Origin of the sequence: Halomonas sp. OfavH-34-E (genome assembly GCF_024124525.1) — a bacterium.
Classification (GTDB): Bacteria; Pseudomonadota; Gammaproteobacteria; order Pseudomonadales; family Halomonadaceae; genus Halomonas; species Halomonas litopenaei.
The window spans coordinates 187,695-212,396 of the sequence record NZ_JAMXRY010000001.1 but is presented as its reverse complement, the minus strand read 5'-3'; the positions used below and the strand labels follow the sequence as shown (position 1 = coordinate 212,396).

Below are 24,702 nucleotides of genomic sequence, written 5' to 3'. Positions count from 1 at the left end.
GCGTCCACCGCGTTGCCGCCGCGGGCGAGCATATCGCGGCCGATCTGCGCGGCCTGGGGCTGGGACGCCGCCACCATGCCATCGCGAGAATAGGTCGGGCTGCGCCGGGACGGGTAGGGCGTGGCATCGGGGTAGGGAGTGGACAGGGAGCTGGGGTTCGCGCGCTGGGAAGACATGGCGTCTCTCTTCAAGGTGGCTGACTCGAGGTCGCTGATCCAAGCTGGATCGGATCAATCGTTATTGGTGTTAAAAATCGATTTTATGACCCGACTATGCCGCGCCCTCGAAAGGCCGTCAATCCCCTGAAGAGCGATCCAACGGTTCGGGGCCCGGCAAGGCGGGCCCCGAGTATGATGGCGGGTGTGATGTTCATCGTGGCCGCGATCCAGCAGTGACGCAGGCCCTGGCGGAATATCAGGCCCCGGAGGCGGAGCCGGCCGGCTGGCGCTCGTCGCTGCCATGACCCAGGGTCAGGCCGGTGAGTACATAGAGCAACGAGAAGGCGATGGCGCCGTAGCAGAGGATGGCGTAGACGAAGAAGTCGGCGGTGGCGACCCCCAGGGTGGCGGCGGTGAAGGCGCCGGTGACGCCCCAGGGCACCAGCGGCGACAGGGTTGTGCCGGTGTCCTCGAGGATACGTGAGAGGTTCCTGGTCGGGCTGCCACTGCTGGCGACCAGCGGGCGCAGCAGCGGACCAAGCAGCGAGAAGGTCACGTAGTAGCTGCCGGTCAGCAGAAAGGCCAGGCTATGCAGCGCCATGGAGCCACCGAGCACCTGGCGCCGTCCGGCGTGGCGTCGGGCCAGGTAGGCGATGGCGGCGTCCAGGGTGCCGGCACTCTTGAACGGGGCCCCCAATACGGCGGCGGCGATCAGCACCGCCACGGTGGACATCATGCCCTGCAGGCCACCCCGGGACAGCATCTTGTCGACCATGGCGACCCCGGTATCGGCGACGAAGCCTGCGTTCATGGCAGAACCGATCTCGGAAAGGCTCGCGCCCTGGAGCACCACCGCGATCAGCGCCGCGCTGACGATGCCGAGCATGAAGGCGGGCAGCACCGGCTTCTTGGCCAGGATGCAGCCGAACACCACCAGGGGCGGCAACAGGGTCAGCAGATTGTCGCTGAAGGTGGCGGCCAGGGTGTCGATGATCGCCTGGGTCTGGGTCGACATGCCGTCACCGGCGAGGGTCGCCCCGGAGGTGGCGACGTCGCTGCCGAGCCAGGCGTAGACCACCAGGGCGATCAGGTAGGCCGGCAGGGTCGAATACAGCATATGGCGGATGTGGGTGATGATATTGACCTCGCATACCGCCGAGGCCATCACCGTGGTATCCGACAGCGGCGACAGCTTGTCGCCGAAGAAGGTGCCGGTGACGATGGCACCGGCGGCGTAGGCCGGGGGAATGCCGAGTCCCAGCGCGACCCCCATCAGTGCCACGCCGATGGTGCTGAGGGTGCCCCAGGAGGTCCCGGCCATGACCGACATCAGCGAGCATGACAGGCAGGCCACGACCAGAAAGAGCCCCGGCGTCAGCGACTCGAGGCCCAGGGTGACCATGGCAGGAATGGTGCCGGAAAGCATCCATACCCCCACCATCATGCCGACGCTCATCAGGATCAGAATGGGCACCAGCATGGCCTGGATGCCCTTGAGCAGATCACTTTCAAGGCGGGACCAGGCGATCCCCCAGGCAAGGCATAGCGTCATGGCGATGGCGCCGGCAACGATCAGCGCCACCGCGGTGGGAATGCCAAGACCCATGATGCCGACCAGCAGACTGCCGATGGCGGCGATGAGCAGAATCAGATGGCGAGGGCCAGACAGCGAGACAGCGGGCGCTGTCGAAGGGGAAGCGTCTTGGGACATGGGCGTGTTCCGTTGCTGTTGTTGTGGTGAAGGGGACAGGCTCCGCCCTGTTGGGTCAGGGCTTTCTGTGTCGGGGCATTCTGTGTCAGGGCCTGTTTTGTCAGAGATATCGACCCTTGTGGAAGAAATATCTCGATCGTTGTAAGAAATATCGTCTACTGTAGTTAATATCGATATTTTGGAAAAACTATGGCCCAGCGCTTGGCGAACGTCAATTGCCGACGTACTCTGCAAGCCTGTTATTTGCGAGTGTTGTCATGATCAATTCCCAACCAGCCGAGGTGGCGGCGAGCGGCGAAACGGCGGCGAGCCAGGTGTTCAGTGCGCTGAAGCAGGACCTGATCCGTGGGCGTTTCGCGGCGGGGGAGAAGCTCGCCATCAGCGCGCTGAAAGAGCGCTACGAGGTGGGGCTGAGCCCGCTGCGGGAGGCGCTCAACCGGTTGGCCGCCTACGGCCTGCTGGAGCAGCACAATCAGCGCGGCTTCCGGGTGCCGCCGCTGTCGGCGGAAGAACTCGAGGATATCTCTCGGCTACGTATGCAGCTGGAGTGCATGGCGCTGACCCAGGCCTTCCAGGAGGGTGACGCCGAGTGGGAGTCGCAGTTGCTGGCCGCCAGCCATCGTCTGTCGCGGGCCAACAAGGCCCAGGGCGAGATCGAACAGTGGGAGCAGGCCCACCAGCGTTTTCACCGCACCCTGCTGGCGCCCTGTGGTTCACACTGGCTGTTGCGCTTCATCGAGCAGTTGCACGATCAGTTCGATCGCTATCGTCGTCTGGCACCGGGCAACCCGGAGATTCGTGACCGCCTCGATGCCCAGCACGGCGAGCTGGTCGAGCTGGCGCTGGACCGGCGTATCCACGATGCCCGCTACCTTCTCGAAGATCATATCCGTCAGTCCTGGGAGGTCGCCAAGGGCGCCTGCGAGCAAGGCTGATGGCTCGCTGATGGCTCGCCCAGGAAGCGCTGGAAGAGGCGAATGGCGCGTCAGTTCCCGGAGGTCGCCAGGGGCGCCTGCCAGGGGCGCCTTCAAGGGATGCCTGCGACGGATGTTAGCGCCTAGCGATTGGAAGGATGCAGCTCGAGGTAGCGATTCTTGGAGGGCAGCAGGTGCTGCCGGCATAGCTCGCGCAGTGCGTGGCGGTCCTGTTGGCGGATCGCCTCGATCATCGCCTGATGCTCGTGGCGCGCGCGGGACAGGCTGTGGCTGTCGGCGATGGCGATAAAACGAATGCCGTGGGCCTTCTGGGCGAACTCGTTGATGGTTTCGTAGAGGTAGGGATTGCCGGTCGCCGCGAACAGGGTGCGGTGAAAGGCGATATTGAGGTGGAATACCCGTCGCAGATCATGGGCGTCCACGGCAGCGCTGTAGCGCTGATGGATGTCCTCCAGTTCGCTCAGCCACGGCTCCGGCGCCGGTAGTGGCAGGGCGTCGACACCGGCGAGTTCGAGGATCTCACGCATGGCGTAGAGCTGCTCGACCTCTTCGGGCGTGTAGGCCTTGACGAAGGCGCCGCGGTTCCTGATGCGTTCGACCAGGCCGATGCTCTCGAGCTGGAACAGCGCCTGACGCACCACGTGGCGCTTGCAGTCGAAGCGCTCGATCAGGTCCTCCTCGACCAGCCGCTCCCTGGGGTGCAGACGCCCCAGCACGATGTCCTCCTCGACACTGCCGACGATGTCCTCCGCCACTCTGGTGGCGCTGGGACGACGGGTGCTGTTGGAAGGGTCCTGCACGCTGACCTGGCTCATCTCGCATCCTCTGCGATCACGATGGTGAAGCGGCGACGAGACGGTCCCGTCGCCGACTCCAGTCTATCAATAGCGCTCACCGCCTTCATCGGCTCGAATGACTTTCCTCACTCCTGGGTCGGCACGCGACAGTGGGACTCGGGGCGGCACACCTTGAAGTCACAGCCCTGGTCGGCCTGCAGGATCTGCTCCATGAACAGCCGACGATAGCCGAGCATCGGTGGCTGCTCACGCGGCGGGGCCGTGGTCTGCTGGCGGCGGCTCTCCAGGGTCTGCTCGTCCACCTCCAGCGAAATACGGTTGGCAGAGACGTCGAGTTCGATGATGTCGCCGTCGCGCACCAGGCCCAGCGTCCCTCCTTCGGCGGCCTCCGGCGATACGTGCAGCACGATGGTGCCGGCGGCGGTGCCGCTCATGCGTCCGTCCGAGATGCGCACCATGTCCTTGACGCCCTGGGTGGCGAGCTTCTTCGGGATCGGAATGTATCCGGCCTCGGGCATGCCCGGAGCACCCTTGGGGCCGATGTTGGCCAGCACCAGGACGTCGTCGGCGTTGACGTCCAGGTCCGGATCGTCGATGCGCGTCGCCAGATCCTCCAGCGAATGAAAGACCACCGCCCGTCCGCGATGCTGCATCAGCTCCGCAGACGCCGCCGACTGCTTGATGATGGCGCCGGCCGGGGCCAGGTTGCCGCGCAGCACGGCGATACCGCCTTGTGCGTAGACAGGGCGGGAGCGTGGGCGCACCACTGGCTGCTCGACCAGATGCACCGCCGCGTCGATGTTCTCGCCCAGGGTGCGACCATTGATCGTCATGGTGTCCAGGTGCAGCAGGGGCTTCAGCTCTCGCAGCAGCGTCGGCAGGCCGCCGGCGCGATGCAGATCCTCCATGTAGCCCTCGCCGGAGGGCTTGAGGTCGACCAGCACCGGCGTCTCGCGGCTCATGCGATCGAAGGCGTCCAGGTCGATGTCGATGCCCAGCCGACCGGCGATGGCGGTCAGGTGGATCAGACCGTTGGTCGACCCTCCCAGTGACAGCAGCACCCGCAGGGCATTTTCAAAGGCCTTGGGGGTCAGGATCTGGGAGGGCGTGACCCCGTCACGGGCCAGCCGTACCGCCTCGGTCCCGGACTGCTCGGCGATGCGCTGGCGGTCGGCGTAGACCGCCGGCGCGGTGGCGCTGTTGGGCAGCATGATACCCAGGGTCTCGGCCAGGCAGGCCATGGTGCTGGCGGTGCCCATCACCGAACAGGTACCCACGGTAGGCACCAGCTTGTCGTTGACCTCGCTGATCTCGGCGTCGTCGATGTCCTGGCCGCGGTAGGCCGCCCAGTAGCGACGGCAGTCGGTACAGGCGCCGACCCGGGTGCCGCGATGGGAGCCCGACAGCATGGGCCCGGTGACCAGCTGGACGGTGGGTATATCGGCGCTGGCCGCCGCCATCAGCTGGGCCGGCACTGTCTTGTCACAGCCGCCGATCACCACCACCGCATCCATCGGCTGGGCACGGATCATCTCCTCGGTGTCCAGTGCCATCAGGTTTCTCAGGTACATGCTGGTGGGGTGGGCGAAGGACTCGTGCAGGGTGATGGTGGGGAACTCCACCGGCAGCCCGCCGGCCAGCATCACCCCTCGTTTCACGCTCTCGACCAGCCCCGGCACGTTGCCGTGACAGGCGTTGTAGCCACTGTAGGTGTTGGCGATGCCGATCACCGGCCGCGACAGCGCATCGTCGGTATAGCCCATGCCCTTGATGAACGCCTTGCGCAGAAACAGCGAAAAGTCGGCGTCACCGTAGTTGGTCAGGCGGTTGGACATGCCCCGGGTGGCGTTGTTGTGGTTGTTGTCTGAGTCCTGGCTCATCGATCGGTCCTCGTATCTTTAGCGCTGGCGCCGAACAGCCCCTTCGCAGGAGGGCGTTGCGTCGTGGTTCGCTAGCTAGGTTAGGACGAGAAAAGATGGTTAACAAGATTATTGACAATTTTATTGGCGACCGTCTACGTTGAATCTGGCAGTCACGACGTGCCCGGCGCCTTCGCCCCGACTCAGCGCCCCAAGACAGCGCCCCAGCGTCCTGAGACAGGGCCCAGCGCTCGAAGACAGCGCCTGAGCAGGTGCGCGATGACCGCGCCCGTCGCACGTACCAGTGCAAGACAACGATAAAGACAACGACAACCGCACAAGAGGTGCAGCCATGAAACATCGTGGAGCTTACGCCGCCATCCTTCTGTCGACCCTGCTTCTGCCCGGCGCCGCCATGGCGGAGTACTCCGCCGGCGACGAGATCAAGGTGCTGCAGGGATTCAAGGCCGGCGGGGGCAGTGACGCCCTGGCCCAGCTGACCCAGCCGTTCCTGCGCGAGTCGCTGGGAGTGGACTTCGTCAACGAGTACCTGCCGGGGGCTACCGGCGCCATCGCCTGGACCCGTCTGGCCAAGCAGACCGAGGCCGACGGCACCACCATCAGCATCACCAATACGCCGATGCTGATGACCAACTACATCATGAACGACACCATCACCTACTCGGTGGACGAGCTGACCCCGATCGCCAATGTGGTGACCGACCCGGGCATCATCGTGGTCCCGGCGGAGAGCCCCTACGAGACGGTGGAGGAGTTCCTGGCCGCCGCCGAAGAGAACCCGGGCACCATCACCGTGGGCAACTCCGGCGTGGGCGGTGACGACTTCTTCTCCACCATCCTGATCGAGCAGGCCTCGGGGATCAGCTTCCAGAAGGTGCCGTTCCAGGGTGACGGACCTTCGGCCACCGCCGCCATGGGCGGGCAGATCGACGCCAGCTTCAACAACCTGGGCAACGTCTACGGGCACATTCAGTCCGGCAGCCTGAGGCCGCTGGCGGTGTTTGCCCGCGAGCGCCTGTCGATGCTGCCCGACGTGCCGACCCTGAGCGAGAAGGGCATCGAGGTGGTGGCCGGCTCCTCACGTGGCTACAGCGCACCGGCCGGCATCCCCGATGAGGCGCGCCAGCAGCTGATCGACGCCTTCGAGGCACTCAAGACCAACGAGGAGTTCAAGAAGGTCGCCGAGGAGCGGGCCATGAACCTCGATATCCAGACCGGCGACGACTATCGCCAGATGATCGAGGACATGGAAGGCCAGTTCGAGGAGATCTGGGCCAGCGTGAAGGACGAGATCAACGGTTGATCGGTGCGCTTGCCGACGGGCCTGGCCCGTCGGCAAGCGACCGAGGGAGTCATACTGATGAAACTCAGTCGCCTGCTGTTTGGCCTTTTCGCCCTGGGGGTGGCCACGCTGTTCGGGGTCACCTCGCTGGGCTATCCCGACGCCGCGGCGCGGATGCCGCTGATCTACGCGGTGGTGGTGGGACTGTTCGCCATCGCCATGATCGTGCAGGAGTTGACCGCGCATTCCCGCGCGCGGGCCCAGGCCTCTTCGAGCGCCGCGCCCACCCTCGAGGGCAGTCAGCTGGCCGAGGGCGAACTCACCGAAGGCGATAGCGCGCCCGCGCCGCCCGCCAGGCCGCTCAAGGCGATGGCGGTGTTCGTATTCGCCGCCGTCTACATCTACAGCATCTCCTGGCTCGGCTATGTAGTCGCCACGGCGGCCTTCATGGGCCTTTCACTGTGGCTGGTGCGCCATGTGTCACTGCGTTTCAGCCTGATCGGCATCGCCGGCCTGATCACCGTGGTCTGCCTGGTGTTCATCGGCTTTCTGGGCCTGCCCGTGCCGCTGTTGCCACCGCTGTTTTAAGTCCTGTCGTGCGCTTCGCCACACCGATCGGCTTCGCTGAGGTCGTCATTGCACCCGCGCGAACCTGGAGCCTGACCCTATGAACGACTCGCTTGTGATGGTGGGGCTGAGCAACGTGCTCACCTTCACCAATATTGCGCTGATCCTCGGCGGCACCCTGCTGGGGCTGTTCGTCGGCGCCATGCCGGGGCTGTCCGCCACCATGGCGCTGGCGTTGCTGTTGCCGCTGACCTTTACCATGGACCCGGCGACGGGGCTCAGCATGCTGGCCTCGCTGTACGTCGGCGCCTCCTACGGCGGCTCCATCGCCGCCATCCTGCTGCGGACCCCAGGCACGCCCTCGGCGGCGGCCACGGTGCTCGACGGCTTTCCGCTGTCCCAGCAGGGCCAGGCGGGCAAGGCGCTGGGGGTGTCGCTGTTCGCCTCCTTCTTTGGCGGCCTGATGAGCGGTATCGCCCTGCTGACCGCCGCACCGTTGCTGGGGGTGCTGGTGTTGAAGTTCGGCCCGGTGGAGCTGTTCGCCATCGCCGTGCTGGGCATCACCATCATCGGCTCGCTGTCCCAGGGCTCCATCGTCAGCGGGTTGCTGTCCGGCATCATGGGGCTGTTGCTCAGCACCGTGGGCATGGACCTGATCACCGGCACACCGCGCATGACCTTCGGCAACATCAACCTGTTTTCCGGCATCGAATTCACGGTGGCGCTGATCGGGCTGTTCTCGATTCCCCAGGCGTTGATCCTGATCGAAAACGCCCACGACAGCGACAAGGTGGCCAGCAAGATCACCGATCGGCTGGTGCCGCGGCTGAAAGAGCTGCGCACGCTGATGCCCAACATCCTGCGCTCCGGCGGCATCGGTATCGTCACCGGCCTGATCCCCGGCACCGGCGGCGACACCGCGAGCTGGTTTGCCTACAACGAAGCCAAGCGCTTTGCCAAGGACAAGAGCCGCTTTGGCAAGGGCGACATCGCCGGCGTCGCCGCCCCCGAGGCCGCCAACAACGCGGTGGTCGGCGGCGCCCTGATTCCGACCATCGCCCTCGGCATTCCCGGCAGCTCGTCCACCGCCATCCTGCTGGGAGCGCTGATGGTCCAGGGCATCCTGCCAGGCCCCAACCTGCTCACCGACTATGGCGATGTCACCTACACCCTGATCTGGGCGGTGATCTTCGCCAATGTCGGCCTGCTGGCGGTGGGGCTGATGTTCACCCGGCTGTGCGTCGGGGTGACCAAGGTGCCGGACAGCTTCGTCGCCTGCGCCATCATCACCCTGTGCGTGATCGGCGCCTTCGCCATCAACAACAGTCTGTTCGAGGTGGGGCTGATGCTCGGCTTCGGCCTGTTCGGCTACTGGATGAACAAGGCCGGCATCTCACCGGCGCCGATGGTCATCGGTTTGATCCTGGGGCCGGTGATGGAAACCAGCTTCCAGCAGTCGATGCTGATCGGCCAGAACAGCCCGATGATCTTCGTCGAAAGCCCCATCGCCATGGTGCTGCTCGGCATCGCGGTGCTGTCGATCCTCCAGGCCACGCCGGTCTTCCGCTGGCTGCGAAGCTCGTTGCGGCGCGGGGCACGCACCGGCTGATCGAGGCGCTGTCACCGCTTCAATAGCGGTGACAGCGCTTCATCAACGCCAGCAACCATGCTAGCGACAACCACAACAATATCTTGAAAGGAGCCCACCATGACGCGTATCAGCGACGTCCGTGCCCGCACCATCAGTGTTCCGCTGGACCATCCCACCAGCTTCTCCAATCGTCAGGTGTTCAAGCGCGACTACGCCCTGGTGGAGGTCGAAGGCGACGACGGCGTGGTCGGGATCGGCTTCTGCTACGGCGGCAACAATGCCGGTCTGCTGGTATCACAGGCGGTTCGTGAGCTGCTGAGGCCAGTACTGCTGGGGGCCGATGCCCACGCCACCGAAGGCCTGTGGCAGGCCATGTATCAGGAGTCTCTGCTGCATGGTCGCTGCGGCTCGGTGATGCGGGCCATCAGCATTCTCGACACCGCCCTGTGGGATCGCAACGCCCGGGCGGCGGGGCTGCCGCTGTACAAGTACCTGGGGGCGAGTGACAGCGACAGCGTCCCGGCCTACGCCAGTGGCGGCTACTACCTCGACGGCAAGACGCCGGAGATGCTGGGCGAGGAAATGGCCGGCTACGTCGCGCAGGGCTTCAAGGCGGTGAAGCTGAAGGTGGGCCGCGAGGACCTGGCCGGGGAGGAGGCGCGACTGGCGGCGGTGCGCGAGGCGGTCGGCCCCCATGTGGCGGTGATGATGGATGCCAACAACGCCTGGCGCGACCTGCCATCTGCGCTCGAGTTCATGCGCATGGCCGAAGCGTACTCGCCGTTCTGGATCGAGGAGCCGTTCAGCCCCGACGACATCGACAACCACCGCCGTCTGGCCGAGCGTACCCCGGTGCCGGTCGCCACCGGCGAGATCGAGGCCGGACGCTGGCGCTTCAAGGAGCTGCTGGACAAGGAGGCGGCGATGATCCTGCAGACCGACGCTGCGGTGTGCGGTGGCATCACCGAATTTCGCCGCATCACCGCCACGGCGGCGAGCTACGGGGTCGAGGTCTATCCCCACTGGTTCCACGACCTGCACGTGCACCTGGTGGCCTCGGCGCCCAACGCGCGCATGGTGGAGTTCTTCGCCGATGACCAGGTCCTCAACTTCCGCCGGCTGATCGACACCCAGCTTCAGTTCTCCGACGGCAACCTGCTGCTGCCGAGCGCCCCGGGCCTTGGCTTCAACTTCGATAGCGAGGCGCTGGAGCGCTACGCCAGCGAGCCATGGTCGTGACCCGTCGTCGTCGGACGCTGGTCGGGCGGGGCCCGACCTCGATCGAGCGCTCCACCCCATTCAAGGAAATCGCATCATGACAGCCACCAACCTGGCCCATGCCGGCGACGCCTGGTCGCCGGTGATCACCCCCTTCACGTCGGATCTCGCCGTCGATACCGAGCGCTTCATTTCCCACTGCCGCTGGCTTGACTCCCACGGGGTCGGACTCGCGGTGTTCGGCACCAACTCCGAGGCCAACTCCTTGACCCTTGGCGAGAAGCGCGAGCTGCTCTCACAACTGGGGCAGGCGGGCATCGATCCCTCACGGCTGATGCCGGGCACCGGCCACTGCGCCATCGACGATACGGTCACGCTGACCCGCGACGCGGTAGACATGGGCGCGGCCGGAGTGCTGATGCTGCCGCCGTTCTACTACAAGGGCGTCAGCGACGAGGGCCTCTATCGCTACTATTCCGAGGTCATCGAGCGGGTAGGCGATGCGCGCCTGCGGCTGTATCTCTACCATATTCCGCCGGTGGCCCAGGTGCCGCTGTCGATCGAGCTGATCGCACGTCTGCGCGAGGCCTTCCCCGAGATGGTCGCGGGGATCAAGGACAGCGGTGGCGACTTCGCCAACACCCAGGCACTGATCGACGCCTTCGGCGCCGACGGCTTTGCGGTGTACGCCGGCAGCGAGCGTTTTCTGCTGGATACGCTGCGCGGCGGGGGAGCGGGCTGCATCAGTGCCACCGCCAACGTCAATCCGGCGGCCATCGCCGGGCTTGCCGCCGACTGGCTGACAGCCGAGGCCGATGAACGCCAGGCAGGGCTGAACGCCATGCGCGATCTATTCGAGCGCTACCCGCTGATACCGGCGATGAAGGCGGCTACCGCACATTTTTCGGGACAGGCGTCCTGGGCGACGCTACGCCCGCCCTTGATTGAACTGGCCGCAGGGCGTCGCCAGGAGCTGATCGCGGCGCTGGAAGAGCGAGACTTCGCCATGCCGGGACTCAAGGAGGAACAACATGGATAAAGCACCCGCTGCCCGCGATCGTGGGCAGGCGCCTCGTATCGTCGCCCTGAGGCGGCTGGGCGAGGAGGAACTCGCGGCCTTGAACGAGGTGGGGCAGGTGGACTATTTCGAGGATCTGAACGAGGGCAATCGCGAGGCCTTCGAGGCAGCGATGGCCAGCGCCCACGGTCTGATCGGCGGCAAGCTCGAACTCGATGAGGCGATGCTCGAGCGCTCGCCTCATCTCGAGGTGGTGTCGACCATCTCGGTAGGCTACGACCAACTGCCGCTCGAGGCGATGAATCGTCGGGGCATCCTGCTGTGCAATACCCCGGACGTGCTTACCGAGACCACCGCAGACACCGCCTTTGCCCTGATCATGGCGACCCAGCGGCGGTTGGTGGAGCTGTCCTGCATGGTGCGTGAAGGACGCTGGACGTCCCATGTCGGGCCCGACCAGTTTGGTCACGACGTGCACGGCAAGACACTGGGCATCGTCGGCGCAGGGCGTATCGGCGCGGCGATCGCCAGGCGCGGCGCGCTGGGCTTCGGCATGTCGGTGCTGTACACCGCGCGGGCGCCGAAGCCTGAGCTCGAGCAACACCTCGGCGCCGAACACTGCACCCTGGACGAGCTGCTCGCGCGTGCCGACATCGTCTGTCTGGCGGTGCCCTACAGCGATGACACCCATCACCTGATCGACGCCGACGCCCTTGCCCGGATGAAGCCCTCCGCCGCGCTGATCAACATCGCCCGGGGCAAGGTCGTCGACGAGAAGGCGCTGATCGAGGCGCTGGAACAGGGCACCATCCGCGCCGCCGGGCTCGACGTCTTCACCCAGGAGCCGCTGGACGCCGACTCGCCGCTCGCGCGCATGGACAATGTGGTGGTGCTGCCGCATATCGGTTCGGCCACCCACGAGACCCGTGCTGCCATGGCACGGCGCGCGGTGGACAACCTGATTGGCGCGCTGGTCGGCGAAGGCCCGGTCAACGCCGTCAACGAGGCGTCCTGGCGAGCAGGGAGGGCATCATGAAGCGACGTCTCGAGCGCATCCTGAGTCTGGACGACTTCGAGCGGGCGGCGCGTCGCCACCTGCCGCGGCCCCTGTTCGGCTATGTCGCCAGCGTGGCCGAGGAGGGCGAGACGGCAAGGGCTGGTCGCGAGGCCTTCAATGAAGTGCACTGGCTGCCCAGGGCGCTGGTCAATGTGTCGTCGATTTCCACCGAGGTGGAGCTGCTGGGGCAGCGGTTCTCGCAGCCCTTCGGTATCGCTCCCATGGGTATCAGCGCGCTGACCGCCTACCGGGGCGACATGGTGCTGGCCGAACAGGCCCAGCGTGCCGAGATCCCGATGATCGTCAGCGCATCCTCGTTGATACCCATGGAAGAACTCGCCGAGGCCACCGGCGCGGACTGGTTCCAGGCCTACCTGCCCGGCACCCTGGAGGGCATCGACGCCCTGCTTGAGCGGGTCATCCAGGCCGGCTACAAGCGTCTGGTCATCACCGTCGACTACCCGGTGCCGCCCAACCCGGAAAACCATCGTCGCTCGGGCTTTTCGAGCCCCTTGAAGCCGAGCGCGCGGCTGGCCTGGGATGGACTGACACGTCCGCGCTGGCTCACCGGTACCTTCCTGCGCACCCTGCTGCGTCATGGCGTTCCCCACTTCGAGAACAACGCGGCGACGCGCGGGGTGCCGGTGCTGGCGAAGCATGCCGCCCGCGACTTCGCCGGCCGGCGTCACCTGGACTGGTCGACCCTCGAGCACGTGCGCTCGCGCTTTCCCGGCCAGCTGGTGGTCAAGGGGATCCTGCATCCCGACGACGCGCGCCGGGCCTGCCAGGCGGGCGCCGACGGTCTTATCGTGTCCAACCACGGCGGCCGCCAGCTCGACGCTACGGTGGCGCCTATGACCATGCTGCCCGAGGTGGTGAAGGCGGTGGAGGGCAAGGTTCCGGTGATGATCGATGGGGGCTTTCGCCGCGGCGGCCAGGTGCTCAAGGCGCTGGCGCTGGGGGCCGACTTCGTGTTTGTCGGCCGGCCCTTCAACTATGCGGCGAGCGTCGCCGGAGGGGCAGGGGTCGCCCACGCCATTCGTCTGATGAGCGAGGAGATCGAGCGCAACATGGCGCTGCTCGGGGTAACCGCCATCGACCAGCTCGGCCCCCACCTGCTGCGCCGCAGGGAAGGTGGCACGGCGGGTGCCACGACAGCCGCCGATACGGGTGTCGGGGCAGGCGTCGAGACCGGCGACAAGGCATCCGACTGAGCCGCTCGCGCCTGATGTGCGTCAGGCCCCGTGGTAGCCCTTTTGCTCGGGCTCTTCATCGGCGTCATCGGTGGCTGCTTCGGGCAGTTCGGCCACCCACTCCATGGCCGCGCTGTGCTCCTTGTGGGAGAAGGTGCGGATCTCGATCTTCCTGACCAGCTTGTCCTCGAGATGGGCGATGTGCTTGATCCACTCCTTGTCGGTGATCACCGCGGCGCGATGGTAGTGGTCAAGCTCGCCGATCTGGGTCAGGCCATAGCCCAGGTCACGTAGCAGCGCGGTCAGGGTCATCCATCGCAGGTTATCGAGTTCCGCCACCAGGCTGACCTTGGGGCAGCGCTTCTTGGTCATTTCGATCAGATCGATGGCTTGCTGGAGTTCCTGCGCGGTCACGGTACCGCCGGCGCGGATGGCGACCACGTGTTCGGCCGGGTGGGGAATCTGCTCGAGCATCTTGAATCTCCTTGTCGGGGACGGCGGGACTCACGTCGCGATGCAGCGTGACGGGATTTTCTCAGCATAGTCGCTGTGGCATCCATGGCGGCCGATCTTCCGTGTTCGACGCCAACGCTTTGCCGTCCTTGCACTCGGTCGTAAGGCCTGACGTAACGATAGCGACAACGACAGGTAGGCCCCGACCTTGCTTCTAACGTAGCGATAGATACAGGTGTGAACACAGCAATGTCGGCGCCATGACCAGACCAGGCATCATCATGCAAAGGAGGGTGGCGAACATGCAAGCGGATGGAGAGAAAGGCCAGACGGTGGGGTGGGCGAGCTGGGCCCTGGCCTTCGGCCTGGTGGGGGCACTGGGCTGGGTCGCGCCGGCCCATTCACAGCAAGCCCAGGCAGCCGACACGTCCTCCGGTCAGGCAACCGTCATCGAGTTGACCCAGGTCGGCTGTCAGTTCCTGGAAAGCGAGAACGGCACCGATCACGGCATTCACCCGCAGAGCAAGGCTGACTGCGAGGCCTTCAACGACGACACCGGTGAGGCGCGGCTGGCAGAGGCCAGGGTGCTGAAAGTGCCCGCCGGAGACTATGTGTTCCGGGTCAAGAACGAGGGCGTGCCCTATGACCTGGGTTTCTGGCTGCGTGGCGACGGCCTGCTCAACCGCGCTCGGCTACCCAGCGTATCCGGCGGTGGCCTCGGCACCGGCCAGACCGGGGATTTCGCCGTCAGCCTGGAACCCGGTGAATACGTCTACTCCTGCCCGCTGAATCCGACCCTGGACTATAAGCTGGTTGTCGAAGGCCAAGGATAAAGCGGAAGGCTTGCGCGAAAAGTGCCGGTGCTCGCCGACCTTCCGAAGAAAGCCCGAGGCTTGTCTGAAAGGTGCCTGCGATTGTCGACGGCGGGTGCGAGGCGAGGCCAGGTCAATTCTAGCCAGGCTAGACTAGACCCCGGTCAGTGCGCGCGTGCCTCAGACCCACAGGATCGCGACACCTGACGATCGCCTACGCATCCGACGAAAAAGCTTAACCACCTTGATACCCGCTGTGTCGTTTCGACACGGCGGGTTTTTTGTATCTCCAGCATCAGAGTTTTCCCGTCTAGGCTCTCAGCAATAGCTGTCGTACGCCAAAGCGTCAGGAGGGCCAGATGGCAAAGGTCGAACCCCGCGCGCCCAAGCCGCGTATCGGAATGATCACCCTCGGTGTTCACTCGCTCGAACGGGCCATCGACTTCTATCAACAGGGACTTGGCTGGCCGCGTCTGGAGGACAGCGCCCCCAGGATCGCTTTTTTCTCGCTGCAGGGGACCTGGCTTGCCTTGTATGGCTGGCACGATCTGGCCGATGACCTGATGGTCAACGCCGGAGGCGAGGGCTTTCGTGGCGTGACCCTGGCCTACATGGCCGAGGACCCCGATGAGGTGGATGCGGTGCTGATCCAGGCCAGGCGAGCGGGCGGGAACCTGCTCAAGCCGGGGCAGAAGGCCTTCTGGGGCGGCTACTCAGGCTACTTTGCCGACCCAGACGGGCACCTCTGGGAGGTGGCCCACAATCCCTTCTTCTGGCCAGGGCCGGGCGAGCCCCAGGCCAGGTCCAGCAGCGCCAGGCCCAGCAACGACAGATCCAGCAACGATAGTTGATCTCGGTCCACATTCTGGCGGATATCCAGGATGCTGTTTTTCCAATAAAAACAAAGCTGTTAAGCAGGGGGGTAGGACGTCGAGGAGAGCCTGGTGGCTACGGGTGCTGTGCTTTCAGGAAGGGATCCTCGACGCAAGGCCGTTACCAATAACCTGCCGCAAGGGAGTCGCTCATGAGTGCAGTCATCGTGTTGGTCCTGGGGTTGGCCGCCATGGCCCTCGGGTACTTCATCTACTCGAAGTTCATCGCCGAGAAGATCTTGAAGCTGTCCAGGGACTTCGTCACCCCCGCCCACGAGTTCGAAGATGGCGTCGACTTCGTGCCGACCAACCGCTACGTGCTGTGGGGCCACCACTTCACCTCGGTGGCTGGAGCGGCACCCATCGTCGGCCCGGCCATCGCGGTCATCTGGGGCTGGGTACCGGCCTTCTTGTGGGTCATCTTCGGCACCATCTTCTTCGCCGGGGTTCATGACGCCGGCGCGATCTGGGCCAGCGTGCGCAACAAGGCCAAGTCGGTGGGCGCGCTCACCGGGGAAGTGGTCGGCACCCGCGCCCGCAGCATCTTCATGATCGTGATCTTCCTGCTGCTGCTGATGGTCAACGCGGTCTTTGCCGTGGTCATCGCCGGCCTGATGATGAAGTTCCCCTCGGCGGTCATCCCGGTATGGGGCGCCATCCTGGTGGCGCTGGTCATCGGTCAGTTGATCTATCGCCGGATCATCGGCCTCGGCCTGGTATCGGTGATCGGTGTGGTGGCGCTCTACGCCCTGATCGGCATCGGGCCGACGGTGCCGATCCAGATGCCCACCGAGGTCGGCGTGCTGTCCGGTCAGGCGGTCTGGATCCTCCTGCTGTTCGGCTATGCCGCCATCGCCTCGCTGCTGCCGGTGTGGATGCTGCTGCAGCCGCGCGACTACATCAACGGCCTGCAGCTGTTCATCGGCCTGATCATCCTTTACGGCGCCCTGGCGCTGTTGAACCCGGACATTGTTGCGCCTGGCTTCAACAGCGATGTACCCGAGGGCACGCCGTCGCTGTTCCCGCTGTTGTTCGTGACCATCGCCTGCGGCGCGATTTCCGGTTTCCATGGTCTGGTGTCTTCCGGCACCACCTCCAAGCAGCTGGATCGCGAGACCGACGTGCGCTTCGTCGGCTACTTCGGCGCGGTGGGCGAGGGCATGCTGGCGCTGGGGTCGATCCTGGCGGCCACCGCAGGCTTCGCCACCCTCGGCGACTGGCAGGCCATGTACGACGCCTTCGGCAAGGGTGGGGTCAACGCCTTCGTCGAGGGCGGTGCCTTCATCATCCACAACGGCATCGGCCTGCCCCAGGCCACCGCCGCGACCCTGCTCACGGTGATGGCGGCACTGTTCGCCGGCACCACCATGGATACCGGCCTGCGCCTGCAGCGCTACATCTTCCAGGAGTGGGGTGAGATCTACGACCAGCCGTGGATGAAGAAGCCGGCGGTGGCGACCCTGCTGGCGGTGCTGTCGTGCCTGGTGCTGGCCTTCGGCGCCGGGGCAGACGGTTCCGGTGGCCTGATCATCTGGCCGCTGTTCGGCACCACCAACCAGCTGCTGGCCGGCCTGACCCTGCTGGTGGTCACGGTGATGCTGATGCGCAACCATCGCCCGGTCTATTACACCCTGATTCCCCTGGTGTTCCTGCTGATCGTCACGGTGCTGGCGCTGCTGGCCCAGCTCAAGAGCTTCTTCGTCGCAGGCAACTACTTCCTGCTGGCGCTCGATATCGTGGTGCTGATCGCCTCGGTGCTGGTGGCGATGGAGTGCGCCTCGGCGCTCAAGCGGCTGCGTCATGAAGTGCGCGGGGAGGCGCCGTGAGCGATCACGACGAGGGTCTGGCCAAGTGGCGTCGCTGGTTGTCGTCGGCGCGCCACTTCGCCGAGGAGTCCTACTCGGCGCCGTATCGCGGTGCCATCGCCCGCGCCCGGCGCGACGAGGATGACCTGTTCATGCTGCTGGTGTTCTCGGAGCTGATGGGCATGCCCAACCCGGTGGGCTACTACACCCTGGAGCTGCAGCCGCTGTTGATGGAACGGTTCCACGACTGGCATCAGCGCATGGGCATGGAGCGCTCACCGCTGGACGACTTCCGCTGCTGCTGAACCGGCGGCGGAGGACCATCACGACACCCTTTAGCAACAATCGCCGGGACAGTGTGTGCCCAGGACAAGAGGTAACGCTGTGCCGGGCTGACAAGGGCAGGGCTGACAAGGGTTGGGTTGACAAGGGCAGGGCTGACAAGGGGCCAGAATGGACAAGGGAAGACCATGAAGGAACTGCTGGATCGTCGCCGGCTGTGGGTCGGTGGCAAGGGCGGCGTCGGCAAGACCTCGATGTCGGCGGCGCTGGGCGTGCTGGCGGCACGCCGAGGCAAGCGCGTGCTGGTGGCCTCCACCGACCCCGCCCATAGCCTGGGCGACGTCTTTGCCAGTGAACTCGGGGATACCCCGCGGCGGCTATTACCCGGGCTGGACGCCATGGAGATCGATCCTGATCGCGAGGTCGAGGCGCATCTGGCGCGGGTGACCGCCCAGATGCGGCGCTATGCGGCGCCTGCCATGATGGATGAGCTGGAACGTCAGATGCGCCTGTCGCGGCAGTCGCCGGGGACCCAGGAGGCGGCGCTGCTGGAGCGGCTGTCGCGGCTGATGACCGACGACAGCCTGCCCTACGATCTGGTGCTGTTCGACACCGCGCCCACCGGTCATACGCTGCGCTTGTTGAGCCTGCCCGAGGCCATGGCCGCCTGGACCGACGGCTTGCTCGCCCACAGCCGCAAGTCCGAGCATCTGGGCAAGGTGCTGGCCCATCTGACGCCTGGCTCTCGGCGCGACGTGGCCTCGCCGTTCGAGTCGGACGACGAGGCAGCGTCCCGGGATCAGGACCCGCGCATCCGGGATATCGCCGAGACCCTGCTGGCGCGACGGCGGCTGTTTCACCAGGCCCGCCGGCGCATCCAGGACGCAAGTCACAATGGCTTCCTATTCGTGCTGACGCCGGAGCGCCTGCCGATCCTCGAGACCGCCCGTGCCGTGGCGTCGCTGGAGGAGGCGGGGGTTCCCGTTGCCGCCACCCTGGTCAACCGCGTACTGCCGGTAGAGGCGGACGGCGACTTTCTTGCCGCCCGTCGCGTGCAGGAAGAGACCTACCTTGCGCGTATCGATGCGACCTTCGCCCACCTGCCGCGTCCGCGGGTGCCCTGGCTCGCCACCGACGTCCAGGGTGTCCCGGCGCTGGAGACCCTGGCCGACTGCCTGGAGAACGCAGGTTTTTAGAACGCTGGTTTCCAGGACAACGGTTCAGTGGGCGTCCGGCGACTGTTCCATCTCTCGCTCCAGCTTGCGCGCCACGTCGCCGGGCGAGCCGGTGCGCCGGGCCATCAGATCGTAGGCCACCGGTACCACGAACAGCGTAAAGAAGGTGGCGGCGGCGACGCCGGTGAAGATCACGGTGCCGATGACGATGCGCGTCTCGGCGCCGGCGCCGCTGGACAGGATCAAGGGCACGCTGCCGGCGATGGTGGTGACCGAGGTCATCACGATGGGACGCAGGCGGGTCATGGCTGCACGCATCAGCGCCTCGCGGAACTCGGTGCCTTCGTCCCTGAGCTGGTTGGCGAACTCGACGATCAGAATGCCGTTCTTGGCGGCGAGCCCCACCAGCATGACCAGGCCCACCTGGCTATAGATATTCAGCGACTGACCGGTCAGCCACAGGCCGAGCAGGGCCCCGCCGATGGCCAGGGGTACCGTCAGCATGATCACCAGCGGATGGACGAAGCTCTCGAACTGGGCCGCCAGCACCAGGAAGACCACCAGGGTGCCGAGTACCAGCAGGAAGGTGGTGGCGCCGGTGGACTCGCGATAGTCCCGGGCCGCGCCCTTGACGTCGGTCTGCACGCCCGCCGGCAGCACCTCACTGACGGCGTTCTCGAGGTAGTCCAGCGCTTCGCCCATGGAGTAGCCGTCGGCAAGGTCGGCCTGCAGGGTGATCGCGCGCAGGCGGTTGTAGCGGTTGAGCTGGCTGGGACCGGCGAAGGCCTCGACGGTGACCAGGCTAGACAGCGGGATCAGCTCACCGGTGCGGTCCGAGCGCACCCGCACGTTGTCCAGGGAACTCGGCGTGGGGGTGGAGCCGCGCTCGCCTTCGAGGATGACGTCGTATTCTTCGCCCTGGTCGGTGAAGCGGGTCACGGTGCGGCCACCCAGCAGTGTCTCCAGGGTGCGGCCGATCTCGCTGACGGTGACGCCGAGATCCGCGGCGCGGGTGTAGTCGATATTGACGTTGAGCTGGGGCTGGTTTTCCTCGTAGTCGCTCTCGAGGTTCAACAGTCTCGGATTGGTCTGGCGAATATGGTCCATCAGGGCGTCGCGCCAGGTCACCAGCTGCTCGTAGCTGCCCCCGCCAAGCACGAACTGCACGCCCTGTTCGGTGCCGCCGCCGAAGCCCTGGCGCATCACCGGGAAGGCACGGATGCCGGGCAGGTCGGCCAGTGACTGGCGCACCTCGTTCATGATCGGCCAGGCGGGCCGGCGCTCGGCCCAGTCCGACAGGCCGACGATGGCGAAACCGGAGTTGAAGTTCTCGGTGTTGCCGCGCCCCTGGGGCGCGATGATCAGCACCCGTTCGACCTCGCCGGTCTCGCGCAGGGGCAACAGCCGCGCCTCGACCTCGTCCATGTAGTCCTCCATATAGGAGAAGGTGGCGCCGGGCGGGCCGCTGATGATGACGAAGAAGGTGCCGCGGTCTTCCCGCGGGGTGTACTCGGCCGGCAGTTGAGGATACAGCCAGGCGATCCCGGCCAGCATCGCCACAAAGCAGGCTACCACCAGCCAGCGCGCCTTGAGCACGACCTCCAGGCAAGCCCGGTAGACCCCCTGGGCCCAGTTCAGCCCCTCGTCGACCCAGTGGGCCAGGCGCCCCTCGTGAAGGCTTGGCGACAGGATCTTGGAGGCCATCATCGGGGTCAGGGTCAGCGCCAGCAGGGTGGAGATGGCCACCGCCGCCGACAGGGTCAGGGCAAACTCGGTGAACAGCTTGCCGACGTCGCCCTGGATAAAGCTCAGGGGCACGAACACCGCGATCAGCACAAGGCTGGTGGCGATAACCGCAAAGGCCAGCTGGCGGGCACCGCGGAAGGCCGCCACCAGCGGCGTCTCGCCGTACAGGTGCATGCGTCGATGGATGTTTTCTAGCACCACGATGGCGTCGTCCACCACCAGGCCGATGGCCAGCACCAGCGCCAGCAGGGTCAGCAGGTTGATGGTGAAGCCCATGGCCGCCAGGGCGGCGAAGGTGCCGATCAGGGTGACCGGCACGGTGACCGCCGGCACCAGGGTGGTGCGCAGGTTACCGAGGAACACGAAGATCGCCACCACCACCAGGCCGATGGCGATCAACAGGGTGCTGACCACCTCGCGAATGGCGCCGGAGACGAAGGTGGAGGCGTCGTAGTTGAGTGACAGGCTCATGCCGTCCGGCAGGCGAGGGGACAGCCGTTGCATTTCGGCGCGCACCGCCTTGGACAGCGCCATGACGTTGGCGGTGGACTGCTTGACCATGCCAAGGCCCACCACCGTCTGGCCGTTGCCGCGAAACAGCGAGCGCTCCTCCACGGTGCCGAGTTCCACCCGGGCCACGTCGGCCAGCCGCACCAGATAGCCGCCGTCGCCGCGATCGAGCACCAGGGCGCGGAAGTCCTCCGGGGTCGAGAAGCTTCGTGGCAGGCGCACCATGAACTGACGATCCTGTGACTCCACCGCGCCGCCGGGTAGCTCGACGTTTTCAGCCCTGAGCGCGGACTCCACGTCGCTGACGGTCAGCCCACGGGCGGCCAGGGCGTCATTGTCGAGCCACACCCGCATGGCGTATTCCTTGGCGCCGCCGACGAACACCCCGGAAACGCCTTCCTGCACCGAGAAGCTGTCCACCAGGTAGCGCTCGGCGTAGTCGGTCAGCTCCGCCGTGGTATAGCCCTCACCGGACAGCATCAGCCACATCACCACCTCGGAGCTGGTGTCCTCCTTGCGCACCTCCGGCGGGTCGGCTTCGTCCGGCAGATTGTCGGCGGCGCCGGAAATACGGTCGCGCATGTCATTGGCGGCGGCGTCGATGTCGGTGGACAGGCTGAACTCGACGTTGATATTGGAGCTGCCGTCGGTGGAGGTGGAGGAGATCACCTCGATGCCGGCGATGCCGGCGATGCGCTCTTCGAGTACCTGGGTGATACGGGTCTCGACCACGTCGGCGGACGCCCCGGGGTAAGCGGTGCGGATGCTGACGATGGGCGGATCTATGGTCGGGTATTCCTGCAGCGGCAGACGGGTCAGCGCCAGCAGGCCGAAGGCGACGATCAGGGCGGCGAGCACGGTGGCCAGCACCGGGCGCTGGACGGAAACGTCGGACAGGCGCATCAGGTGTCGTCTCCCTGGCGCTGCTCGAGCAGGATGTCGCTGACGCTGGTGGTCTCGTCCTCGATGCCGATCAGCGTGATCCGGGAGGCTTCATGCAGGCGGTCATTGCCGTGGGTGACCACCAGCTCGCCGGCCTCGAGCCCCTTGACGACTTCCACGTCGCCTTCGCGCCGCGAGCCCACCTCGATATCCCGGCGGACCACCTCTCCGGCCTCGGTCGACGTCGGCTCACGCGTGGTCAGTACCCAGACCCGCTGGCGCTGGCCTTCCGGGACCAGCGCGGACTCGGGAATCACCAGCGCCTGACGCGGGCTTCTGGCGATGGTCACCCGCATCAGCATGCCGGGACGCAGCAGCCTTTCTTCGTTGTCGAGCAGGGCACGCACCGAGATGCTGCGGCTGATCGGGTCGATGCGCGAGTCGATGGTGGCGATCTCGCCCTCGAACACCCGGTCCGGGTAGGCCGCGGTGGTGGCGGTAAGCGTGAGCCCCCGTGACAGCGAACCGAGCTGGACCTCCGGCACGTCGAAGTCGAGCTTCATGTGGGAGACGTCGTCCAGGGTGGTCAGCTCGGTGCCCGGGGTGACCAGGGTGCCGACGCTGATATCGCGTACCCCGACCACGCCGTCGAAGGGCGCCTTGACCCGGTAGTTCTCGAGCATCGCCTCGAGCCCGGCGATGGTCGCGTCCACCTGCTGAAGCTGGGCACGACTGTCCTCGACGTCGGCGCGGGGCGCCAGATTGCGGCTTTCGAGTTGGGCGAAGCGATTGACCGCGTTTTGTCGCTCGGTGCGCAGTGCCTGGGCCTCGCGCAGGGCGGCGCGTTCCTCGATGTCGGACAGCTCCACCAGCACATCGCCTTGGCTGACCTCTTCCCCGCCCTCGAAGTTGAGCGCCGAGACGGTGTCGGTCACCGTGGCCGACAGGGTCACGCTCTCGTTGGCCGACAGCGTCCCCAGCGACTCCAGCGGATCGGACCAGGCCTCCTGGGTCACCTCGGCGGCGATCACCGGGGTGGGGGGAGGCCCCTGGGTGCCGGCACCGCGCTGCTGCGCCAGGCTGGGCGACACCACACCCGCCAGCACCGGGGCCAACACCAGAGCCAGGGCCAGGCGAACCCCCATCCTCCCTGGTCTCGACGTGCGATGCGATAGGGTCCTGGGGCAACGAACTGACGGCATGGCAAGCTTCCTGCGTTGGGCATTCTACGGTGGACGGCGCTCGAGGCGTGGCCGACGCACAGCGTAAACGATCGGATACGATGGTCGTACACAAGTGTCCGAGGATAGCGACAGCATGCCTGAGACATGGCCTCGCTGGCTTGAGCAAGGTGCGGGTTGCACAATCTTTTCGCAAGTCGTTCGCCGAGTAACAACAGGCCGTTGCATGCCACGGTGTTTCAGGGCGAATCGAGTGGACGGCTCTGCTAGTATGGCGGGCTTTTGTTGCGCCAAGGGTTTCGGCAGCGCGCTTGCACATGGCGACCAGCCCAGGGTGAGGCGCGGCCGACGAGGGCGCCAGGGCGTGATGCGAACAACGGGCGGTGAGGGGAATGATCCATGAAGGTTGACGTGGTAGTGATTGGTGCCGGAGCCGCCGGTCTGATGTGTGCGCTGACGGCGGGCTACGCCGGACGCTCGGTGCTGGTGATCGATCACGCCAACAAGCCGGGCAAGAAGATCCTGATGTCCGGCGGCGGGCGCTGCAACTTCACCAATATGGCGACGACCCCGGCCAACTTCTTCTCCGCCAATCCCCACTTCTGCATCTCGGCGCTCAAGCGCTATCGCCCGGAGCACTTCGTCGAGCTGGTCGAACGCCACGGCCTCGAGTACGTCGAGAAGGCGCCGGGACAGTTGTTCTGCGCCGACTCCGCCAAGGACCTGCTCCAGGTGCTGCTGACCGAATGCGACTGGGCCGGCGTCGAGCTACGCCTGAAGACCAGTGTCGAGCGCATCGAACGCCAGGGCGAGGGCATGCGCCTGGCCACCTCCGCCGGGCGCATCGATGCCGGTGCAGTGGTCGTCGCCACCGGTGGGCTGTCGATCCCCAGCATGGGCGCCACCGGCTTTGGCTACGATATCGCCCGTCAGTTCGGCCTGGAGGTCACCGATACCCGGGCGGCGCTAGTGCCCTTTACCCTCACTTCGCAGTGGAAGGAGCGGGCGGCGGCGCTTGCCGGGGTGTCCACCGACGTCGTCGCCCGCTGTCGCGGGGGCGAGTATCGTGAACCCTTGCTGTTTACCCACCGTGGGCTGTCCGGTCCCGCCATGCTGCAGATCTCCAGCTACTGGCAGCCCGGCGACGACCTCGAGATCGACCTGATGCCCGGCAAGGACGCCTTCGAGGCGCTGTGTCAGGCCCGCCGCGATACCCCCAAGCGTCGCCTGTCCACCTGGCTGTCCGAGCACTACCCCAAGCGCGTGGCGCAGTCCCTGGTGGAGTGGCAGGGCGATGACGGCGTACTCGCCGAGCGCTCCAACGCAAGCCTTGCGGCCTGGGCGGACTTCCTCAACCGCTTTCGCATCAAGCCCTCCGGCACCGAAGGCTGGCGCACCGCCGAGGTGACCATGGGCGGCGTCTGCGTCGACGCCATCTCGTCGAAGACCTTCGAAGTCCAGGGCCTGCCCCAGCTTCGCTTTATCGGCGAGGTGCTCGATGTCACCGGCGAACTCGGCGGCTACAACTTCCAGTGGGCCTGGGCGTCGGCCGTGGCCTGCGGCCAGTCGGTGTAGAC

The 24,702-nt window shown here is 65.9% G+C and carries 20 protein-coding genes; 14 read left to right on the top strand and 6 right to left on the bottom strand.

What is annotated here, in order from left to right; genetic code table 11:
* Positions 1-414 precede the first annotated feature (414 nt).
* Positions 415-1,869 carry a Na+/H+ antiporter NhaC family protein gene (locus NH448_RS00965; protein ID WP_045993334.1) on the bottom strand — a complete coding sequence of 485 codons (1,455 nt, stop codon included), beginning with the start codon at positions 1,867-1,869 and terminating at the stop codon, positions 415-417.
* A 257-nt stretch (positions 1,870-2,126) separates the two neighbouring features.
* Between NH448_RS00965 and NH448_RS00960 the strand changes: the two genes are divergently transcribed.
* Entirely contained in the window at positions 2,127-2,804 is a 678-nt protein-coding gene (locus NH448_RS00960; protein WP_045993333.1) for an FCD domain-containing protein, read from the top strand.
* Between the two features lie 122 nt (positions 2,805-2,926).
* Here NH448_RS00960 and NH448_RS00955 read toward each other — a convergent pair whose 3' ends face one another.
* Positions 2,927-3,619 carry a GntR family transcriptional regulator gene (locus NH448_RS00955; RefSeq protein WP_083970460.1) on the bottom strand — a complete coding sequence of 231 codons (693 nt, stop codon included), beginning with the start codon at positions 3,617-3,619 and terminating at the stop codon, positions 2,927-2,929.
* Positions 3,620-3,726: 107 nt separating this feature from the next.
* Positions 3,727-5,481 (bottom strand): IlvD/Edd family dehydratase, encoded by a 1,755-nt coding sequence (locus NH448_RS00950; protein WP_045993332.1) that lies wholly within the window; start codon positions 5,479-5,481, stop codon positions 3,727-3,729.
* 331 nt (positions 5,482-5,812) lie between these two features.
* Here NH448_RS00950 and NH448_RS00945 point away from each other — a divergent pair, with 331 nt between their 5' ends.
* The 7 genes from NH448_RS00945 (at position 5,813) to NH448_RS00915 (ending at position 13,428) form a co-directional block, all read left to right on the top strand.
* Positions 5,813-6,784 carry a tripartite tricarboxylate transporter substrate binding protein gene (locus NH448_RS00945; RefSeq protein WP_045993331.1) on the top strand — a complete coding sequence of 324 codons (972 nt, stop codon included), beginning with the start codon at positions 5,813-5,815 and terminating at the stop codon, positions 6,782-6,784.
* 57 nt (positions 6,785-6,841) lie between these two features.
* Positions 6,842-7,351 carry a tripartite tricarboxylate transporter TctB family protein gene (locus NH448_RS00940; RefSeq protein ID WP_045993330.1) on the top strand — a complete coding sequence of 170 codons (510 nt, stop codon included), beginning with the start codon at positions 6,842-6,844 and terminating at the stop codon, positions 7,349-7,351.
* 79 nt (positions 7,352-7,430) lie between these two features.
* Positions 7,431-8,939, top strand: a complete 1,509-nt coding sequence (locus NH448_RS00935) for a tripartite tricarboxylate transporter permease (protein WP_045993329.1) — start codon at positions 7,431-7,433, stop codon at positions 8,937-8,939.
* A 99-nt stretch (positions 8,940-9,038) separates the two neighbouring features.
* Complete coding sequence (locus tag NH448_RS00930; RefSeq protein WP_045993328.1) at positions 9,039-10,160, top strand: mandelate racemase/muconate lactonizing enzyme family protein; 1,122 nt, start codon at positions 9,039-9,041, stop codon at positions 10,158-10,160.
* Between the two features lie 76 nt (positions 10,161-10,236).
* Positions 10,237-11,178 (top strand): dihydrodipicolinate synthase family protein, encoded by a 942-nt coding sequence (locus tag NH448_RS00925; protein ID WP_045993327.1) that lies wholly within the window; start codon positions 10,237-10,239, stop codon positions 11,176-11,178.
* Positions 11,171-12,193, top strand: coding sequence for a D-glycerate dehydrogenase (locus NH448_RS00920; protein WP_045993326.1), 1,023 nt, complete (start codon positions 11,171-11,173; stop codon positions 12,191-12,193). The genes NH448_RS00925 and NH448_RS00920 overlap by 8 nt, the downstream gene beginning before the upstream one ends.
* Positions 12,190-13,428: an alpha-hydroxy acid oxidase gene (locus NH448_RS00915; protein WP_045993325.1), complete on the top strand. Its 1,239-nt coding sequence runs from the start codon at positions 12,190-12,192 to the stop codon at positions 13,426-13,428. The genes NH448_RS00920 and NH448_RS00915 overlap by 4 nt, the downstream gene beginning before the upstream one ends.
* Before the next feature lie 21 nt (positions 13,429-13,449).
* On the opposite strand, the gene NH448_RS00910 is transcribed toward NH448_RS00915, so the two are convergent.
* On the bottom strand, positions 13,450-13,881 hold the full coding sequence (locus NH448_RS00910) for an STAS/SEC14 domain-containing protein (RefSeq protein ID WP_045993324.1): 432 nt from the start codon (positions 13,879-13,881) through the stop codon (positions 13,450-13,452).
* 281 nt (positions 13,882-14,162) lie between these two features.
* On the opposite strand from NH448_RS00910, the gene NH448_RS00905 reads away from it, so the two are divergent.
* The 5 genes from NH448_RS00905 to NH448_RS00885 all read left to right on the top strand — a co-directional run bounded on the left by NH448_RS00905 (position 14,163) and on the right by NH448_RS00885 (position 18,827).
* A complete protein-coding gene (locus tag NH448_RS00905) occupies positions 14,163-14,693 on the top strand; it encodes a hypothetical protein (protein WP_204248959.1) in 531 nt (176 codons plus the stop codon).
* Between the two features lie 338 nt (positions 14,694-15,031).
* On the top strand, positions 15,032-15,523 hold the full coding sequence (locus NH448_RS00900; RefSeq protein ID WP_045993323.1) for a VOC family protein: 492 nt from the start codon (positions 15,032-15,034) through the stop codon (positions 15,521-15,523).
* A 173-nt stretch (positions 15,524-15,696) separates the two neighbouring features.
* Entirely contained in the window at positions 15,697-17,370 is a 1,674-nt protein-coding gene (locus tag NH448_RS00895) for a carbon starvation protein A (RefSeq protein ID WP_045993322.1), read from the top strand.
* Positions 17,371-17,387: 17 nt separating this feature from the next.
* Positions 17,388-17,654 (top strand): cory-CC-star protein, encoded by a 267-nt coding sequence (locus NH448_RS00890; protein WP_045993347.1) that lies wholly within the window; start codon positions 17,388-17,390, stop codon positions 17,652-17,654.
* Between the two features lie 165 nt (positions 17,655-17,819).
* Positions 17,820-18,827 (top strand): ArsA family ATPase, encoded by a 1,008-nt coding sequence (locus NH448_RS00885; protein WP_045993321.1) that lies wholly within the window; start codon positions 17,820-17,822, stop codon positions 18,825-18,827.
* Positions 18,828-18,851: 24 nt separating this feature from the next.
* On the opposite strand, the gene NH448_RS00880 is transcribed toward NH448_RS00885, so the two are convergent.
* Positions 18,852-21,965 (bottom strand): efflux RND transporter permease subunit, encoded by a 3,114-nt coding sequence (locus NH448_RS00880; RefSeq protein ID WP_045993320.1) that lies wholly within the window; start codon positions 21,963-21,965, stop codon positions 18,852-18,854.
* Positions 21,965-23,089 (bottom strand): efflux RND transporter periplasmic adaptor subunit, encoded by a 1,125-nt coding sequence (locus NH448_RS00875; RefSeq protein WP_045993319.1) that lies wholly within the window; start codon positions 23,087-23,089, stop codon positions 21,965-21,967. Before NH448_RS00875 ends, NH448_RS00880 begins: the two co-directional genes overlap by 1 nt.
* A 435-nt stretch (positions 23,090-23,524) precedes the next feature.
* Between NH448_RS00875 and NH448_RS00870 the strand changes: the two genes are divergently transcribed.
* Positions 23,525-24,700, top strand: coding sequence for an NAD(P)/FAD-dependent oxidoreductase (locus NH448_RS00870; RefSeq protein WP_045993318.1), 1,176 nt, complete (start codon positions 23,525-23,527; stop codon positions 24,698-24,700).
* Positions 24,701-24,702 lie beyond the last annotated feature (2 nt).